At 62.8% G+C, this 16,781-nt stretch carries 17 protein-coding genes and 1 riboswitch; of the genes, 9 read left to right on the top strand and 8 right to left on the bottom strand.

Going from position 1 to position 16,781, the window contains the following annotated elements; all coding sequences use genetic code 11:
* Nucleotides 1-82: 82 nt before the first annotated feature.
* Genes O6760_RS01060 through O6760_RS01070 form a run of 3 tightly spaced genes read left to right on the top strand, consistent with a single transcriptional unit; the run spans nucleotide 83 to nucleotide 3,041 of the window.
* Nucleotides 83-1,096 carry an efflux RND transporter periplasmic adaptor subunit gene (locus tag O6760_RS01060; RefSeq protein WP_269583643.1) on the top strand — a complete coding sequence of 338 codons (1,014 nt, stop codon included), beginning with the start codon at nucleotides 83-85 and terminating at the stop codon, nucleotides 1,094-1,096.
* Nucleotides 1,093-2,331: an ABC transporter permease gene (locus tag O6760_RS01065; RefSeq protein WP_269583644.1), complete on the top strand. Its 1,239-nt coding sequence runs from the start codon at nucleotides 1,093-1,095 to the stop codon at nucleotides 2,329-2,331. The genes O6760_RS01060 and O6760_RS01065 overlap by 4 nt, the downstream gene beginning before the upstream one ends.
* Nucleotides 2,328-3,041, top strand: a complete 714-nt coding sequence (locus tag O6760_RS01070) for an ABC transporter ATP-binding protein (RefSeq protein WP_269583645.1) — start codon at nucleotides 2,328-2,330, stop codon at nucleotides 3,039-3,041. Before O6760_RS01065 ends, O6760_RS01070 begins: the two co-directional genes overlap by 4 nt.
* Here the strand turns inward: O6760_RS01070 and O6760_RS01075 are convergent.
* Nucleotides 3,023-3,754, bottom strand: a complete 732-nt coding sequence (locus tag O6760_RS01075) for a YoaK family protein (RefSeq protein ID WP_269583646.1) — start codon at nucleotides 3,752-3,754, stop codon at nucleotides 3,023-3,025. The genes O6760_RS01070 and O6760_RS01075 overlap by 19 nt on opposite strands.
* Nucleotides 3,755-3,836: 82 nt before the next feature.
* A riboswitch (SAM-I-IV-variant riboswitch) is annotated at nucleotides 3,837-3,958 on the top strand.
* 41 nt (nucleotides 3,959-3,999) lie between these two features.
* Between O6760_RS01075 and O6760_RS01080 the strand changes: the two genes are divergently transcribed.
* The gene (locus O6760_RS01080) at nucleotides 4,000-4,302 is read left to right on the top strand and encodes a hypothetical protein (protein ID WP_269583647.1); all 303 of its coding nucleotides are present in this window, start codon (nucleotides 4,000-4,002) and stop codon (nucleotides 4,300-4,302) included.
* Nucleotides 4,303-4,511: 209 nt separating this feature from the next.
* Here O6760_RS01080 and O6760_RS01085 read toward each other — a convergent pair whose 3' ends face one another.
* From O6760_RS01085 to O6760_RS01095, 3 genes are all read right to left on the bottom strand, one after another.
* Nucleotides 4,512-4,856, bottom strand: coding sequence for an acyl-CoA thioesterase (locus O6760_RS01085; protein WP_269586195.1), 345 nt, complete (start codon nucleotides 4,854-4,856; stop codon nucleotides 4,512-4,514).
* A gap of 244 nt (nucleotides 4,857-5,100) precedes the next feature.
* The gene (locus O6760_RS01090; RefSeq protein WP_269583648.1) at nucleotides 5,101-5,322 is read right to left on the bottom strand and encodes a hypothetical protein; all 222 of its coding nucleotides are present in this window, start codon (nucleotides 5,320-5,322) and stop codon (nucleotides 5,101-5,103) included.
* A complete protein-coding gene (locus O6760_RS01095; RefSeq protein ID WP_269583649.1) occupies nucleotides 5,313-5,816 on the bottom strand; it encodes a group III truncated hemoglobin in 504 nt (167 codons plus the stop codon). The genes O6760_RS01090 and O6760_RS01095 overlap by 10 nt, the downstream gene beginning before the upstream one ends.
* A gap of 96 nt (nucleotides 5,817-5,912) precedes the next feature.
* Here O6760_RS01095 and O6760_RS01100 point away from each other — a divergent pair, with 96 nt between their 5' ends.
* A complete protein-coding gene (locus O6760_RS01100; RefSeq protein WP_269583650.1) occupies nucleotides 5,913-6,341 on the top strand; it encodes an RrF2 family transcriptional regulator in 429 nt (142 codons plus the stop codon).
* A 269-nt stretch (nucleotides 6,342-6,610) separates the two neighbouring features.
* Complete coding sequence (locus tag O6760_RS01105; RefSeq protein WP_269583651.1) at nucleotides 6,611-7,765, top strand: IS4 family transposase; 1,155 nt, start codon at nucleotides 6,611-6,613, stop codon at nucleotides 7,763-7,765.
* 65 nt (nucleotides 7,766-7,830) lie between these two features.
* Here the strand turns inward: O6760_RS01105 and O6760_RS01110 are convergent, their stop codons facing one another.
* From O6760_RS01110 to O6760_RS01125, 4 genes are all read right to left on the bottom strand, one after another.
* The gene (locus O6760_RS01110) at nucleotides 7,831-8,520 is read right to left on the bottom strand and encodes a Crp/Fnr family transcriptional regulator (RefSeq protein WP_269583652.1); all 690 of its coding nucleotides are present in this window, start codon (nucleotides 8,518-8,520) and stop codon (nucleotides 7,831-7,833) included.
* A gap of 182 nt (nucleotides 8,521-8,702) precedes the next feature.
* The gene (locus O6760_RS01115; protein ID WP_269583653.1) at nucleotides 8,703-9,500 is read right to left on the bottom strand and encodes a ChbG/HpnK family deacetylase; all 798 of its coding nucleotides are present in this window, start codon (nucleotides 9,498-9,500) and stop codon (nucleotides 8,703-8,705) included.
* A gap of 108 nt (nucleotides 9,501-9,608) precedes the next feature.
* On the bottom strand, nucleotides 9,609-11,102 hold the full coding sequence (locus O6760_RS01120) for an ArnT family glycosyltransferase (RefSeq protein WP_269583654.1): 1,494 nt from the start codon (nucleotides 11,100-11,102) through the stop codon (nucleotides 9,609-9,611).
* A gap of 9 nt (nucleotides 11,103-11,111) precedes the next feature.
* Nucleotides 11,112-12,254: a glycosyltransferase gene (locus tag O6760_RS01125; protein WP_269583655.1), complete on the bottom strand. Its 1,143-nt coding sequence runs from the start codon at nucleotides 12,252-12,254 to the stop codon at nucleotides 11,112-11,114.
* Nucleotides 12,255-13,090: 836 nt separating this feature from the next.
* Between O6760_RS01125 and hisS the strand changes: the two genes are divergently transcribed.
* The 3 genes from hisS to hisG are packed head-to-tail and all read left to right on the top strand — an operon-like array spanning nucleotide 13,091 to nucleotide 16,728.
* Nucleotides 13,091-14,608: a histidine--tRNA ligase gene (gene hisS / locus O6760_RS01130; protein WP_269583656.1), complete on the top strand. Its 1,518-nt coding sequence runs from the start codon at nucleotides 13,091-13,093 to the stop codon at nucleotides 14,606-14,608.
* Nucleotides 14,609-14,626: 18 nt separating this feature from the next.
* The gene (locus tag O6760_RS01135) at nucleotides 14,627-15,763 is read left to right on the top strand and encodes an ATP phosphoribosyltransferase regulatory subunit (protein WP_269583657.1); all 1,137 of its coding nucleotides are present in this window, start codon (nucleotides 14,627-14,629) and stop codon (nucleotides 15,761-15,763) included.
* The gene (gene hisG / locus O6760_RS01140; protein WP_269583658.1) at nucleotides 15,760-16,728 is read left to right on the top strand and encodes an ATP phosphoribosyltransferase; all 969 of its coding nucleotides are present in this window, start codon (nucleotides 15,760-15,762) and stop codon (nucleotides 16,726-16,728) included. The genes O6760_RS01135 and hisG overlap by 4 nt, the downstream gene beginning before the upstream one ends.
* The last annotated feature ends 53 nt before the right edge of the window (nucleotides 16,729-16,781 follow it).

Below are 16,781 nucleotides of genomic sequence, written 5' to 3' on the forward strand. Positions count from 1 at the left end.
CGCAATTTTGCGGATTTGATCCAGGCCATGGAATCCCTTCCCTGAAAGGCTAAGCTTTAGCCCTGTCCGATGAAGGTGCATCATGCGGTTGTTGAAATATCTGGTTCTGGTGCTGGTACTGGTCGCCGCCATTGGCGGCTGGTCCTGGTGGACAGCCCGACCCGGCAAGGTCGACGTCGTCGCCCCGTACAGGGGCCGGGCCGCCGAGGTCGTTTATGCAACCGCCGTGGTGGAACCGGTCAGGTGGGCCAAGGTAACCAGCATCATCCGCGAGCGGATCGTGACCCTGTGCAACTGCGAGGGCATGGAAGTCACCAAGGGCGACCAGCTTGCGGAACTCGACAGCGGCGATGCCCGCGCGACGCTGGCGGAGCTGGAAGCCCGGCAGGTTCTGGCCCAGTCCGACCGTGAACGGGCCCAGCAGCTTCTGGAACGCAGGGTCGTCAGCCAGCAGGTCTACGACAAGGCGCAAAGCGAGCTCATCCGCGTCAACGCCATGATCGCCGCCCAGAAGGAACGGCTGCGGGACTACCGCATCGTCGCGCCGATGGACGGTGTCGTGCTGCGCCAGGACGGATCGGTCGGCGAAGTCGCCGAGCCCGGCGAAATCCTGTTCTGGATCGGCCAGCCGACGCCGCTGCAGCTGGTCGCCGAGGTCAACGAAGAGGACATACCGAAGGTCGCGCGCGGACAGACCGCCCTGATCAAGGCGGATGCCTTTCCGGGCAGGGACCTGACGGCGGAGGTCTCGCGGATCACGCCCAAGGGCGATCCGGTGTTGAAGAATTACCGGGTCTATCTCGACCTGCCGGACAAGACGCCGCTCCAGATCGGCATGACGGCGGAAATCAACATCGTCACCCGCGAAAAATCCGGCGCGCTGTTGCTGCCCCTGGCCGCGTTTGACGGCTCGAAAGTACAGAGCGTCGGCGAGGACAACCGGATCAGCCTCGTCACGCTCGAGATCGGTATCCGCGGCACCCGCGCCGTCGAGGTTCTGGGAGGATTGGACGCTGATGCCAAGGTCGTCTTTCCGTTCAACGCGGAGCTCATCGAGGGAGAGACGGTTCAGCCGGTCACCGGGGATCGCCCATGATGCTCCTGCTTCGGATCGCGGCAACCCATGTGCGCACCCGGCTGAGGCAAACAGTCGTGTCGACGCTCGGTGTCGCGCTTGGCGTCGGCTTTTCCGTCGCCATGGCCAGCCTCATGGAAGGCTCGCAGCGCGATTTCATGGCAACGCTGATCGAGGCCATTCCCCATGTGGAGATCCTCGACGACCAGCGCGCGCCCCGGGAACAGCCGGCCAGCCGCAAATATGACGCCGTGGCCTTTCACGGACTCCGGCCGAAGGAGGATCTGCGCGGCATCCGCAACCCGACCGAGGCCCTTGCCTCGCTGCGCGACTGGGTGAACGGCACGATGGCTCCGCGGCTGAGCGGACAGGCCGTGTTGCGCTACAGCGGGCAGGACATCGGACTGACGCTGATCGGCGTGGTTCCTCGACGGGAACTGGCCGTCTCCAAGATCAGCGAGGACATGCGTCAGGGCTCCTTCGAAGATCTGGACACCACCGCGAACGGCCTTGTGATCGGCGACAAGGCGGCCAACCGGCTGGGCGCGGAGCTTGGAGACACGGTCACGCTGACCTCGGCCAACGGCGTCGCCAAGCGCTTCAAGATTGTCGGACTGTTTCACACCGGCATCACCACCAGCGACGAGGGCCTCGCCTATGCGCCCCTCAAGGCGGTCCAGATCCTTCTGGAAAAACCGGACATCATCAATTCCATCTCCATCCACCTGAACCGGATCAAGGACGCCAACGAGGTCGCGGCCCGCGCGGAACGGCAGCTCGGCTACAAGGCGGTGTCTTGGGAAGAAGCCAACGAGGGCCTGATGGAGGCCTTCTTCGTGCGCAATGTGATCATGTACACCGTGGTCGGCGCCATTCTGGTCGTCGCGGGCTTCGGCATCTACAACATCGTCTCCACGATCGTGCACGAAAAGGCCAGGGACATCGCCATCCTGAAATCGCTCGGCTTTCCGGAAGGCGACATCCAGCGGATCTTCGTGCTGGAAGGCCTCGTGATCGGCGTGCTCGGCGCCGTCGCCGGGTCCGCGCTCGGGTTCGCCCTGTCGAGTTATCTCGCCACGGTCAAGTTCGAGGTGACCACCGACGTGGAGATGACTCGCCTGCCGATCCATTTCGCCTTCTATCACTATGTCATAGCCTGCCTGCTGGCGCTTTTTTCCTCCGCCATTGCCGGATTGCTGCCGGCACGCAAGGCCGCCCGGCTCAATCCGGTCGACATCATCCGGGGGGCGACATGAGCCTGGCCCCGGAGGCGACCCCGTCCTCCCCGCTGCTGGAAGTCAGCGGCCTTACGCGCATCCTGCCCGCCGTGGTGCCGGTGACACTGGTCGAGGATGTGACGTTCAGCGTCGGCGAGAGCGAGTTCGTCGCGATTACGGGCCCGTCGGGATCCGGCAAGTCTTCCCTGCTCTACCTGCTCGGCCTGCTCGACCGGCCGACCGACGGAGAAGTGCGGATCGGCGGCCGGCCGACCCATGATCTCACCTCCGCCGAAATGGCCCAGCTCAGGCTCGAAAAACTGGGCTTCGTCTTCCAGTTCCACTTCCTGCTGCCGGAATTCAGTGCCCTCGACAATGTCATGATCCCGATGCAGCGGCTTGGCAGGCTGTCGCACAAGGCGCAACTGGACCATGCCACCGGACTGCTGGCGGGTCTCGGCCTGGAAGAGTTCCTGCACCGGCGACCCGAACAGCTGTCGGGCGGCCAGCGCCAGCGCGTCGCGGTGGCCCGGGCCCTGGCGAATTCACCCGACCTGATCCTGGCGGACGAACCGACCGGCAGCCTGGATTCCGCCGCCACCGAACAGGTGTTCGAGAGCCTTCAGAAGATCGTCGACAAGGAACGGACGACGGTTATTGCCGTCACCCACGACCTGGACCTGGCGGCCAGGATGCAGCGGCGCATTCATCTGGTCGATGGCCGCGTGGACTACGACCGGCGCGCCTGAGCTCCTGTTTCCGCCAATTCCCCTTCCGATGACGGCTGTACCGCGGCCAGAAGCAGGAGAACTGCGACCGGCACCGCCAGCGCCCAGAACCCGAAGAGCGTCATCAGCAGACTGGCCAGCAGGCCGCCGGCTGCGAATGCCGCAATCACAAGAGCCTGGTGAACGATCCTGGAACGGCTGTCCTCCCGGTTTTCAGGATGCTGGAAATAGTCGGCGATCCCGAGCACCAGCTTGAGGGAGTTGCCTGTCATCATGGTGGTCGGCACGTGACGGTGCAGCAGGGTCAGCATGATCACGTTCTGCAGTGCCATGGCGACTGTCGACAGGCCGACGGCGACAAGCGTGACGGCGCCCAGCGGGCCCGACACCGAAGGATCCCCGAGCCCCGCCACCAGCATGAATGCGGCGACCAGCGCCGCCTCGAGCGCAAACAGCTGGCCGACGGTGACCCTTCCCGCCCGGATTAGCCGGGTCACGGCAGTGAACCAGAACAGGGTGGAGACAAAGAACATTGCCAGAACGAACACCTTCAGCGCGGCATTGTCCCCCTTGTGGAAGACTTCGGTGCACAGGACGACCAGGGTGCCGGTGATAAAGGCGGTGAAGGTATGGAACAGTCCTAGAATGCAGACGACATCGACAAAACAGGCGCAAAAGGCCAGCAGAACCGGCACAAGCGGACGGCTGTGATGCAGAGCGGATCTGTCCAGCAAGGAAGGTCTCCAAACATGCGTTTGGGGAAGATGTGACATGCGCCGGGGGACTTGCCAAGCACCATGTGCCGTGGCATAAGCGCGCCATCATCAAGAGAAGGGCTGGCGCCCTCGCCAACCTGCCGACCGGGCAAGGTGGTTTCCGCAACAGGGATGCGGCCGGATCGATCCTTTTGGGGCACTCCGGCAATCAAGCGGTTTTCTCAAATGCGCCAGTCCTCCTCGGGCAACCGATGGAGGATTAATTGACTCAGGACCCTTTTGCCGGACGCGCGGCAGAACTGATCGAGAACCGGCTGGCCGTCCAGTCGCAGATTGCAGATGACGATGTCTGGCGGGCAGCAGCGGAAGACTGCGTCCTGTCCCGGATCCGCACGCTGCGCATTCTGGGCGGCCTGCCCTGCCACAAGGCCCCCTTGTCCGCGCAGGCAAGGATCGACCGGCTGAAGGGCCTGTTGCAGCTGTGGGCCAATGGCTGCACCTGCGCCGTCGACGAGGACCTGTTCGCCGACATCCTCAACCGGCAACGGACGGGACGGCTTTCATAGGGTTTTCGAAGCAGGCTCGCCCCTCGAATTGCAGGTACCAACCAACCATTCGGCGTCATCCTGAGGAGCGCGCTTGCGCGCGTCTCGAAGGAGCGGCTGCACATACCGGAGCAAGTGGCGGATCCTTCGAGACGGACCTGACGGTCCTCCTCAGGATGACGTCATTGGGTGAGGCCAAGCTGTGATGACAGGGGCCTGGCGTTGCCACCTCAGTGCTGCGTGGGCACGGGCCTCGGCTTGCCGCTGTCGTCGACGGCGACCATGGTGAAGATCGCCTCGGTGACCTTTTCGCGGTGGCCGTAGCGGTGGCGCAGCGCCCAGGCCTCGATCCTGATCTCCATCGAGGACGTGCCGACGCGACCGACGCTGGTATAGACGCACAGGACGTCGCCGACATGGACCGGGCGGATGAACTTCATCTTGTCGACCGCGATGGTCACCACACGGCCTTCCGCGCGCTGGCCGGAGGCGATGCCCCCGGCAAGGTCCATCTGCGACAGCACCCAGCCGCCGAAAATGTCTCCGGACGCGTTGGTGTCGGCCGGCATGGCCATGGTGCGCAATGTCAGCTCGCCCTGCGGTGTTTCTTCGTTCACGCCTGATCCCCTCTTTCCGATTCAGACGAAAAGACTACCCGCAAGCATGACAAGCACAAGTCCTTCATTGATCAGACAAGCATCATCAACACGACCATGATCCAGAGCGGCAGGGGCGCGGCGACCCAGATCAGCAGGATCGGCAATGCGCGGCTGAGCATGTTGGGTGTGAACATAGTCCAGGGTTCCTTGAGTATCGTGATCAGCTGATCGCATTGATTTCGAAAATGGTCATCGCTGCGAGCGCCACCATGCCGGTGACGAAGGCGAGCTTGGCGCTGCCGATCAGCGTGCGGCCCGCGAGGTCGAGCTTCGGCAGGGGCATGGTCCGGCTGTCCAGGTACATGGACAGAAGCATGAGCGAGAACACGGTGAACCAGACGGCCACCAGGGCCTCCGCGACGAGGACAATCGTTACCAGCATGATCCGCTCCAGTCAGACGGCTTCGAGGCGAGTTCGGCAGGCGGGGTCGCTCCGGGCATGCCGAAAGTGGCAAGCCACAAGCTTTGCGCGATGCGCTCGGCGACCGCGATGATCTCGTCGGCAAGATCCGGCACGAACAATTCGCGAATGACCGGGCGGAACACGCCCAGCCAGGCGGCATAGTCGGCGCTGACCAGTTCCTTCTGTTTCAGATGGGCCGGTACCGGCTTGCCCTTGTAGGCGCCGTTCTTCATCAGGACCGACTGCCAGAAGGCTTCCATCTTCGGCAGGTGTTCTTCCCAGCGGCCCGCGAGCCGCCGCCCGAAGATTTCCCCGAGACGCGGATGTTCACGGATGCAGCCGTAGAACGTATGCACCATGACGTGGATCGCCTGTTCGTCGACCTCCTCGTAGCGCCGCAGCCGGTCGCCCGTGACAGGCGTTTCCCGCCGCTGCAGCTTGTAGCGATGCTGTGACGTTTCGCGGGCTTCCATGGCCGCCTCCAAACATTCATTTAAGATGCATCTTTTAAATGCCACAGGCTTTCGCTAAAATCAACATCTGAGATGAATGTTTTATGGGATGCTGTCATGCGCCTCAGTCAGGCCAGCGATTTTGCCTTGAGAATCTTGATGGCCACAGGCCAGACCGACGACCCGCAAACCGTCGACAAGCTGGCGACGCAGCTCGGTCTGGCAAAATCCCATGTCATGAAAATCGTCGCCCATCTGGCCAAGGGCGGCTACCTGGAAACAACACGTGGCCGCGGCGGCGGCATTCGCCTGGCACAGGCACCCGACGAGATCAGGCTCGGCGACGTGGTTCGCCTGATCGAGCCGGATCTCGGCGTGGTTGCCTGTTTGAAACCGGACGGTGACGCAATCTGCGCCTTCCTGCCGCGCTGCGCGCTGAAAGGGGCCATGGCCCGCGCAGCCGAGGCGTTCCTGGACAGCCTCAACACACAGTCTCTGGCGTCGATCCTGGCGGGGACGCAGACGGCGGTCGCTGTGGAGAGTTAGTTAGCGCCGATCGATCAAGACCAGCTTCCATCTCGCGTCGATCGCCCCTAGTCCCCCAACTTCCTCCGTCATTGCCGGACTTGATCCGGCAATCCATGCCGTGATCTCGCCAGTGTCACCTGCCTCGTGAAAAAGCAAGGAAACGGCATGGATGCCATGGTCAAGCCCACTACTGTCCGGTTTAATTTAGTGGACTATGCGCATGACATTGATTCTACTCGGTTTCAGACGTTTGGCCGCGTTTGAGACACGAACAGAGGAACAATGCCATGCGCCATCACAATAGCGTTTTTCATCAAGTGCTGAAGCATGTTCCTTGGGGCGAGTTCAATCGGCTTGTGGATGAGCACAAGGCGGATCACCGTGTCCGCCGTTTGACAACGAAGACCCAGTTTCTGGCGTTGTTGTTCGGTCAGCTCGCTGGCGCTCAGAGCTTGCGGGAGATTGAGACGGGGCTGATGAGCCAATCCGCCCGGCTTTATCATGCGGGCGGGAGCTGCGTGGCCCGAACCACGCTGGCCGACGCCAATGCCCGGCGGCCGGCCGCACTTTATGCCGAGCTCTTTTCTTTTATGGCAGCCGCCGCCAGCCGACGAACACGCAGGCATCTGGCAGATGCCGTGCGCATCCTCGATGCCACGCGGATCCGGTTGTCGTCGGCCGGAACAGGTTGGGCCGATACAGTGAGCGGCCATCGGGCCATCAAGCTGCATGTCACCTACGATCCGTATGCTGATACCGCGCTGGAGACCTCTGTAACCGGCCAGAAGGTTCACGACGTGATCCCTGCCAAGGACACGACAATCGAGCCGGGGATGACTTACGTTTTCGACCTTGGCTATTATGATTACGCCTGGTGGAAGAAGCTCGACGCGAATGGATGCAGGTTCGTTTCCCGGTTGAAGACCAACACAAACCTTCAGGTCTGCGCAGAACGGGATGTGTCCGAAAGCGGCAACATCCTTTCCGACCGCATCGGATTGCTCCCCCAGCGCATGGCCCGGTCGCGCCGCAACCCCTTCGACGATCCCGTCCGTGAGATCACCGTACGGATCTCAACTGGCAAAACCATCCGGCTGGTCACCAACGACCTGGATGCACCGGCCGACGAAATCGCCGATCTCTACAAACAACGCTGGCAAATCGAGCTGTTCTTCAAGTGGATCAAGCAGAACCTGAAGATCCGGCATTTCCTCGGAACGTCCGAGAATGCCGTACGCATCCAGATCTTCATCGCCTTGATCGCCTATATCCTGCTCAGGGCCGCTCAGGCGACCCAGACAGCAGTCAAGCAACCACTCGCCTTCGCACGCCTCGTGCGCCTCAACCTCATGCATCGACGCACAATCAACGCACTGAACATTCACAAACCGCCACCGCAAACTGACACAAGGCAGATGACCTTAAACCTCAATCCAACTTAAACCGGACAGCAGTGGGTCAAGCCATGGCATGACGAAGGCTGACAGGGAAAGCGCCGCGGCAGCCCCTAGAGCGTCGAGGCCTGTTCCAGGAATTCGATCTGCTCGATGCAGTAATATCCGGAAATGCGGCTGATGGTGCCGGCACGTTTCCAGTCGTTGAGGACACGGCTGACATTCTCGCGCGCGGCGCCGGCCATGTTGGCAATGTCGGCTTGGCTGAGCTTGTAGTGGATCAGCATGCGCCCGTCGTCGAGCTGCTTGCCGAAGGTCTCTGACAATTGCAGCAAGGTCTGCGCGACCCGGCCCGGCAGCGGCAGGAAGGAGCGCGCCGCCAGCACGTCATTGGCATGGCGCAGGCGCTTGCCGACAATCGACAGCATGTGTCGGTAGACAGCAGGGTTTTCATCGGCGAACCGCTGGAACGCCGCCTTGTCGATAAAGGCGAGCTGGGCGTCCTTCAGGGCGCTGACTGTGGCGGAGCGCGGGCGGCCGTCGAGCAGGGCCAGTTCGCCGACGAGATCGCCAGGGCCCAGGACCGCCAGAAGCTGTTCGTCGCCCTCAACGGACAGCAGCGCCACCTTGAGCGAGCCTTCAAGAACCGCGTAACAGCCGTTGCCCGGGTCGCCATTTTCGAACAGGATCGTGCCCGCCCCAATCTTCATGGGCCGCGCCAGGCGGGACAATCCGACCGCCAGTTCCGATTCCAGCCCTTCCAGCGAAAAGCTGTTTTTTAAAAAGTCTTTAATTTCAGCCACTTCGACCCCCTGCCAATAGCGCCGCCTGCAAAAAAGAAGATCAAATGAAAACATGTGATCCACATCACGTGCATCGGAGCAAAATAACCCTATATCTAAAGACATGGAAGCGGGGTTGCCCCTCCCCCCTTCCAGACCTCCACGAAAAACGGTCCTGTTCCCCGCAGGACCGTTTTTTCGTTTCAATTCAGGAAGACGTCCTTCTTCTCCAGCGTATGGAAGAATCTGTCGCTGGCAAGCACGTCATACTGGCATTCACGGATCGCCACCTTCCGGCGCGGCTCGTCGCGTCTCAACCGGTCGTCCGAACGGCCGGGAATGGCGGCAACAAAACTCAGGTCCGTCATGCCGTCAAAGTGATTGTGCAGGAGACATTGCAGCTCTTCCTGGTCATCGGTTTCCGGCAACGGGTCGGCCTTGGGCAGCAGCTTCAATCCATAGGACCTTGCAAGCCGCGCCAGGCGAACCGGTTTCAGGCCCGACCGCACCGGAGAAATCACCAGCGGCGGTGTTTCGTAATCCGCATGGACGATCGCCTTGAACACAAGACGGGCCAGCGAGGTTCTGGCAAGCAGCCCCTCGCGCACCGCCACGAAATCGGGCGGCCGTTTCATCAGGACGCTGTAGCGGGCGAGTTGTGCCTGGGCTTCCTCGAGAAGAAGTTCGTCCGGCAACAACCGGAACAGGGCGCGGCGCTGAAGCTGCTCGCGCGTGAACATGCGGTCGCCATAGACTTCCTGCATGCGGCCGCTGACGGGAGATACCCTGTCGCCGCTGAAGGCCAGTGTCACCCCGAACATCGCGCGCTTGCCGACCTTCTGGACCGTTTCCTGCAGTGGGCGGAACTCACGCGGCCAAAGGTCGGTCGTGACCAGGGCGCCAAGCGCACTCAGCCGCCCCTGCTCGACGAGATCGCGCAAGGCACGGTCGACCCCGAAGGCCAGGCCGTAATCAAGGGCACCAAGTGTAATTCGCTTCATACAATTCCGCGGGCGGACCGGACAAACTGACTAATTGGTCATAATCCCTGCGGCATTCGGGGGCTCTTTGCAAGCCAGTTCTTTGCGGCAGGAGACGTCAGCTGCCGGTCATCTTTCCGCGATCGGCTCGAATACGGTGCCGGACCGCTCGTCCAGCTTGTAGACCACCAGCGTCTCCAGCGGCACGCCCCTGACCGTTCGTGTCAGCTCCGCCAGCGGCTCGACCGTCCGGAAACTGTCTTCCAGGTTGTCGGCCTTGTCGCGGCGCTTTTCGGCGACATAAAGACCCGGTCCATCGAAAAGGGACAGGTCAGGATCGCCGGTCATGATGTAGCGGATGCGTTCTGTCAGCTGCACCACCGGGACATCGTCCTTCAAAAGGAAATCAAGCTGGCCGTTGAGGCCATAGCTGGTCGTCGCGACAAAGGCGGCGCCTTCGCGGTGTGCGATCGCCCGCACCGCGTTGCCGATTTCGGGCCAGCCGCGCAGCTGGAAAGTGGGGTCCTTGCGGGCAAGGCTTCCCGTCAGCGGCCACACCGCATGCAGCTGTACCACGATGGCAACCACCAATCCCAGGCCGACACCCGTGCGCGGCAGCCAGGTCCATTTTCCCGAGGGAAGACCGGCCGCGAACACCCCTGCCATCATGGCGAAGGCCGGAAACAGGGGAGCGGGCCAATTGGCCTGAACGCGGGCATGCAGCGAGTGATAGAGAAGATAGAGGAGAAACGGCAGCACGGTCAGCAGCAGCAGAGAGGCAGCCTTGTCCCGGTTTCGCAAGCGCCTTGCCAGGATCACCGCGCCCGGCACCGCCAGGACCGCGATCAGCGGGTTCATCAGCCCGATCAGCGCGCCCAGAAACTCGAAGATGTATTTCAAGGTGAAGCCGCCGGAGCCGGCCCGGCCGAACTGCTTGTAGAAACTGACCCAGTCATGCAGGTGGTTCCAGTAGAGGACGGGGGCAAAGCACAACAGCGCGATCGCGCCGCCGGCCCATAATTGCCAGCGCCCCCACCAGCGCCGCGCCTCCGGCACCCAAAGCAGCCAGAGCACGATCCCTGCCCCCAGGAACAGCACGGAATATTTGGCGAGCAGCCCCAGCCCGGCCATCAGCCCGACGACCAGCCACCAATTGGCATTTTTCGAATGGGAGAGTTCCGCCAGCGCCCACAGGCTCAGTCCCCAGAACAGGACCGAAGGCGCGTCCGGCGTCGCCAGGATGCCGCCGATACCGACCAGCAGGGAGGTGTTCAGGAACAGCACCGCCCAGCCGGCCACCCGCCTGTCGAACAGCAGGCCGGCGGTGCGCCACAGCGCGAGGGAGCCGAGAACGCCGGAGAAAACCACCAGCGCCCGCACGGCGAACACGGTGTCGCCGAAGAGTGCCTGCCCCGCCGTGATCCACCAGCCGATCATCGGCGGGTGGTCGTAATAGCTCAGCGCGGGATTGAGCCCCCAGATCCGGTAATAGGCCTCGTCCTCGACGAAATGCGCGTTGGCGGCGGCAAACAGCTTCAGCGCCGTCAGCAATGCGACCAGCAGGATCAATCCGGCCGGACGCAGGAAAAACGGGGTGTTGTCTTTGAGGCCTGTCGTGGTCACGCCGTGCCTTCAGGACTTGCGCCAGGTCAGCGCCGAGCTTGCCGCATAGTTCCAGACTGCGCCCATGATCGCCCCGGCCGTGCCGGCGAACCACCAGTAGGACGGGTCGGCATAGATCAGGTTGGCGACACCGACATTGGCGAGCACGCCGACCGAACAGACCGCATAAAAGGTCAGCAGGCCGATGATCGCCTGGAGACCGTGCAGGCGCCGGTCGCGATAGGTCAGCTGGTTGTTCAGGAAAAAGTTCGAGGTCATGGCGACGAAGGAGGCCGCCGTCTGGCCCATGTTGAATTCCAGTCCGCCAAGCAGGAACAGGCGCAGCGCGACCAGGTGAACCACCAGGCCGCTGGCACCGACCAGGCCGAACATCAGGAACCGGACGGAAACGATGTCGCCGAAATATTTCGCCAGAAGCAGGCCGAAATAATCGAAGGTGACCAGCGTATCCAGCTTGCTTTCGCCGTGCTGGCGCTCGCGGAAGGTGAAAGGCAGTTCGCGGATCCTGAGGGCGCCATTGGCACTGGAGACCAGGTCGAGCAGGATCTTGAACCCCTGGGGGGACAGTTTCGGCGCCAGGGCTTCCGCTTTTTCCCTGCGGACCATGAAGAACCCGCTCATCGGATCCTTCAAGGTCACATTCAGCAGCTTCTGTGCAAGCGAATTGGCGATGTCGGAGCCCCAGGCGCGGATCTTTGAAAGCCCTTCGCCGGTGGTTCCGCCATCGACCTTGCGGCTGGCGACCACCAGATCGACATCGCCGGTCCTGAGTTCTGTCAGCATCTTCGGCAGCAGGGTCTCGTCGTGCTGAAGATCGGCGTCCATCACCGCCACATAGGGTGCGGAGGACGCCAGGATGCCCTCGATGCAGGCACCGGACAGTCCCCGGCGGCCTATGCGGCGAATGACGCGGATACGGGGATCGCGGAGCGCGATCTTGCGGGCGACCTCGGTCGTTCCGTCTGGAGAATTGTCATCGACGACAATCGCCTCCCAGGCGATGCCGGCCAGGGTCTCGTCAAGCAGCTTCACGAGGATCGGGATGTTGGCGGCTTCGTTGAAGCTCGGCAGGATCACGCTCAGTTCCGCGGCCTGTGCCGCGATATTTTCCCGAGCCCCGGCTCCGCTTTCGCCGGCATTGTCTTCTGCCATGCGCACCGCACTGTCCATCGTCAACCCATTCTGTCCGTCTGCGCCGGATACCGCGTCCGGCCGGCCGCTTGGCCGCAAGTCGCGCGGACCATAGCCCGCCAGAGATTAAATACAAGAAAAGACAGCGCGGAATTCCGTCGGAACGGCCCGACCGTTGCCCCGGTGCATCTGCACCGACCTCTGCCTTTATTCAAGGGCCTTTTAACCCGAACTGTGATGCAAACAAGGCGATGTCCTGAATTCGAGCTGCAAACGCCTCTCCCGGAGCCCTCACTCTCTCGTCAAAAACGATGTCACCGCGGCCGACCACAGGGAGAGCCGGGGCCCACTCGTTTCCAGAGAACCGGTGGGTTTTGCTGCGCTTGGGAGAATTCCCCGTCGCTTCAGCGAGTTGTCCTGCGAGTAGGCCCCGGATCTGCGCTCCGCTTGTCCGGGGTGACACCGGGGGGCTGAATTCCGGAGTTGCCACCTAAATCGTGTTTGGCTTGAAGATCGCCTACAGCAGGACCTCGCTCCCTCTCCTGTGGGGAGAGGGCTGGGGTGAGGGGTCAAACACTGGCGGTCATGCGGACAGGTTTGCCCCCTCACCCGGAGCTGCGCTCCGACCTCTCCCAGCGGGAGAGGTGACTTTGGCACGGTGGCGGCTCATCAATCAGGGTGTACTCGCGCATTTGCAGCCCGACTGTACCCGGTGCCGATTGTCGTCGACCAAGGACAAGGCTTGCGCAATGCGTCCCGTCCTTGCCCTAGCGGTCTGTTTCGTCTAGGACATCGGCACCATCATCACGCTGGACGCCTGAGGTTTTCAGGGCGCCGAACCACGACCTAAGATTTTCATGGCCAAAAAACCGAACAAACTGAAGGCCCGCCTGCCGCGCGGCTTTGTCGACCGCTCTGCCGGGGACATCCGCGCCACCGACGAGATGCTCGCAAAGATCCGTGCCGTCTACGAGCAATACGGCTTCGACCCCGTCGAAACGCCGGCCTTCGAATATACCGACTGCCTCGGAAAGTTCCTGCCGGACACCGACCGGCCGAACGCCGGTGTCTTTTCCGTACAGGATGAAGACGAGCAGTGGATGAGCCTGCGCTACGACCTGACCGCGCCGCTCGCCCGGCATGTTTCGGAATTGATCAACGAGATCCAGATGCCCTACCGCACCTACCGGGCAGGCTGGGTGTTCCGCAACGAAAAGCCCGGTCCCGGCCGGTTCCGCCAGTTCATGCAGTTCGACGCCGACACGGTTGGCGCGCCGGGTGTCCAGGCGGATGCCGAGATGTGCATGATGATGGCCGACACGATGGAAGCCCTCGGCATCCCGCGCGGCGACTACGTCATCCGTGTCAACAACCGCAAGGTTCTTGACGGTGTTCTCGAAGCCATCGGTCTTGGTGGCGAGGAACACGAGGAGCGCCGCCTGACGGTGCTCAGGGCCATCGACAAGCTCGACAAGTTCGGTTCCGAGGGTGTGTTGCAGCTCCTTGGAGTAGGACGAAAGGACGAGAGTGGCGATTTCACAAAAGGAGCAGGTTTAGGCGAACGACAGGCAAGTTTCGTCGTAAAGGTCGTCACTAACGAGCGATTTGTCGATGGTGTCGACGAAATGGAATTCAACGAAGCAGCAAAGCAAACTGCTGGCTTCACTGACGGCTTCGCTGATTTGGACACGATTCGCGAAATCGTACGCGCCTGCGGCTATGGCGAGGACCGGATCAAGATCGATCCCTCCGTCGTGCGCGGCCTTGAATATTACACCGGCTGCGTCTTCGAGGCCGAGCTCCTGTTCGACGTCACCAACGAGAAAGGCGAGGTCGTCCAGTTCGGATCCGTCGGCGGTGGCGGTCGTTACGACGGTCTCGTCAAGCGCTTCACCGGCCGCGATGTGCCGGCGACCGGCTTTTCCATCGGTGTCTCCCGCCTGATGACTGCCCTGAAGAACCTCGGCAAGCTCGGCACCGCCGACGTGGTTGCGCCGGTTCTCGTCACCGTCATGGACGGCGATGTCGCCGCGCTCGGCCGTTACCAGAAGATGGTCCAGGACCTGCGCCAGGCGGGCATCCGCGCGGAGATGTACCAGGGCAACTGGAAGAAATTCGGCAACCAGCTGAAATACGCAGACCGGCGCAATTGCCCGGTGGCAATCATCCAGGGGTCCGACGAGCGCGAGGCTGGCGAGATCCAGGTGAAGGACCTGATCGAGGGCAAGCGCCTGTCGGAAGAGATCACCGACAACATCACCTGGCGGGAAAGCCGCCCGGCGCAGATCACCGTCAAGGAGGCCGACCTGGTCGGGACGGTGCGGTCCATCCTGGACGGCCAGGCGGACGACCGCAAACGGGCAAGCGAGGCCTGAGACATGGGAGCGGCGCAGATGAGCGGGCTGGACACGGCGAAGATCGAAGCAGTTCTGGAGCTGTTCAAGGCTGCCGGCCACACCCATGTGAGCCCGCCGATCCTGCAGCCGGCGGACGTCTTTCTCGACCTCACCGGCGAGGACATTCGCCGCCGCCTGTTCCTGACCAGCGGCACGGATGGCGCAGACCTGTGCCTGCGGCCCGACTTCACCATTCCGGTGTGCCGCCATCACCTGGCGGCAGCGGGGGCGAAGCTGCCGGCCGCCTATTGCTACAGCGGCCCGGTGTTTCGCCAGCGGCCGGACGGTCTCGGCGAAATCCCGCAGCTGGGCGCGGAAAGCCTCGGCCGCGCGGACACCGCCGAAGCCGACGCCGACCTGCTGGCGCTCTCCGTCAAGGCTCTCGAAGTTTTCGGCCTGAATGACTGCCTGATCCGCATCGGCGACGAGACGATCTTTGCCGCAATTCTGGAAGGCCTCGACCTGCCGACGGTCTGGCGCCGGCGGCTGCGCGATCTCTTCGGCGAGACCGACCGCCTGAACGCCGCCATCGGCCGGATGGCCGGCGGTGCCTCCTCGGACGACGACAGCCGCGACGTCCGCCTCGGGTTCCTGTCCGCGCTGGAAGGCGCCGATCCGGAAGCCGCCCACGCGGTGGTCGAGGACCTCTTGTCGATTGCCGGCATTTCCGCGGTCGGCGGGCGCACACCGAGCGAAATCGCCGACCGGTTCCTGGAACAGGCGGCGCTGGCCAGCGGTGCCCGCGGCCATGACAAGGCCGCCGAAACGCTGTCCGCCTATCTGTCCCTGAAGGCCGACGGCGCCGCCGCGCCGAAGGCCCTGCGGGATTTCTCCACGGAATTCGGCCTTGGCCTGGACACGCCGCTGGCCGCGTTCGAGCAGCGTCTGGCCGCCCTCGACGCCAGGGGCATTGACCCGTCACGGCTAAGTTTCACGGCGGAATTCGGCCGCCGCCTCGATTACTACTCCGGTTTCGTCTTCGAGATTCATGCCGCGGGCACACAGGTGGAAGGCCCCCTGGTCGGCGGTGGCCGGTACGACAAGCTGGTTACCCTGCTGGGCGCGCGGGACGACGTCCCGGCGATCGGCTTTTCCATGTGGCAGGACCGGATTGCAGCGAGTGTAGACGCATGAGCAAACTGATCATCGCCATTCCGTCCAAGGGACGCCTGCAGGAGAACACCAACGAGTTCTTCGGCCAGGCCGGGCTCAAGGTGCTGCAGCCGGGAGGGGCCCGCAATTACCGGGGCGCGATCAAGGGACTGCACAACGTCGAGATCGCCTTCCTGTCGGCGTCCGAAATCGCGCGGGCACTGTCCGACGGTGACGTCCATTTCGGCATTACGGGCCTCGACCTGGTTCATGAGAACATCACCGACCCGGACAGCACGGTTCACATCGTCACGCCGCTCGGCTTCGGCCCGGCGGATGTGGTTGTTGCCGTGCCCAAGGCCTGGATCGACGTGGAAACCATGGCGGACCTTTCCGATGTCGCCTCCGATTTCCGCAACCGCCATGGCCGCCGCCTGCGCGTCGCGACCAAATACGTGAACCTGACCCGGTCCTTCTTCGCCGCAAACGGCATCGCCGACTACCGGATCGTCGAAAGCGCCGGAGCGACCGAAGGTGCACCGGCGGCAGGCTCGGCCGAACTCATCGTCGACATCACCACCACGGGCTCGACCCTCCAGGCCAACAACCTGAAGATCCTGGCCGACGGCGTCATGCTGAAAAGCCAGGCGAACCTTGTCGCCTCGCTCAATGCGAACTGGTCGGCAACCGCCCTGACCGCGGCGCGGGCGATCCTGGATCGGGTGGCGGCGGAAGAAGCCGCGCGCAACGTCAAGCTGGTGAAAGCCGTCGTCGACGACCGGACCCAGGCGCTCAGGTCGGTCAGCAAGATCGGCGCCCAGCAGCGCTTTTCGGACAATGACGACGCGCATCATGTCAGCGTGCTCTGCCCGAAGGAGGCCGTCGCCGACTGCGCGCAACTCCTGATCGGCGAAGGCGCCGAAACGGTCACGGTGGAAACACTGGACTACGTGTTCTCGAGGGAGAACCGGCTGTTCGCGCCGCTGAAGGCAAAGGTGGGCGGTTAGGGATTTTCCGGCAGACGGCTTTTGCGCAAGAAAAAGGATGCCGATGAAGCTTC

Origin of the sequence: Roseibium sp. Sym1, from assembly GCF_027359675.1 — a bacterium.
In the GTDB taxonomy this organism is placed as follows: Bacteria; Pseudomonadota; Alphaproteobacteria; order Rhizobiales; family Stappiaceae; genus Roseibium.

Coding starts and splice junctions, on each gene's coding strand:
- O6760_RS01060 (WP_269583643.1), top strand. CDS start 83: ATGCGGTTGTTGAAATATCTGGTTCTGGTGCTGGTACTGGTCGCCGCC.
- O6760_RS01065 (WP_269583644.1), top strand. CDS start 1,093: ATGATGCTCCTGCTTCGGATCGCGGCAACCCATGTGCGCACCCGGCTG.
- O6760_RS01070 (WP_269583645.1), top strand. CDS start 2,328: ATGAGCCTGGCCCCGGAGGCGACCCCGTCCTCCCCGCTGCTGGAAGTC.
- O6760_RS01085 (WP_269586195.1), bottom strand. CDS start 4,856: ATGGCCATGCCGGCCGACACCAACGCGTCCGGAGACATTTTCGGCGGC.
- O6760_RS01090 (WP_269583648.1), bottom strand. CDS start 5,322: ATGCTGGTAACGATTGTCCTCGTCGCGGAGGCCCTGGTGGCCGTCTGG.
- O6760_RS01095 (WP_269583649.1), bottom strand. CDS start 5,816: ATGGAAGCCCGCGAAACGTCACAGCATCGCTACAAGCTGCAGCGGCGG.
- O6760_RS01100 (WP_269583650.1), top strand. CDS start 5,913: ATGCGCCTCAGTCAGGCCAGCGATTTTGCCTTGAGAATCTTGATGGCC.
- O6760_RS01105 (WP_269583651.1), top strand. CDS start 6,611: ATGCGCCATCACAATAGCGTTTTTCATCAAGTGCTGAAGCATGTTCCT.
- O6760_RS01115 (WP_269583653.1), bottom strand. CDS start 9,500: ATGAAGCGAATTACACTTGGTGCCCTTGATTACGGCCTGGCCTTCGGG.
- O6760_RS01125 (WP_269583655.1), bottom strand. CDS start 12,254: ATGGCAGAAGACAATGCCGGCGAAAGCGGAGCCGGGGCTCGGGAAAAT.
- hisS (WP_269583656.1), top strand. CDS start 13,091: ATGGCCAAAAAACCGAACAAACTGAAGGCCCGCCTGCCGCGCGGCTTT.
- O6760_RS01135 (WP_269583657.1), top strand. CDS start 14,627: ATGAGCGGGCTGGACACGGCGAAGATCGAAGCAGTTCTGGAGCTGTTC.
- hisG (WP_269583658.1), top strand. CDS start 15,760: ATGAGCAAACTGATCATCGCCATTCCGTCCAAGGGACGCCTGCAGGAG.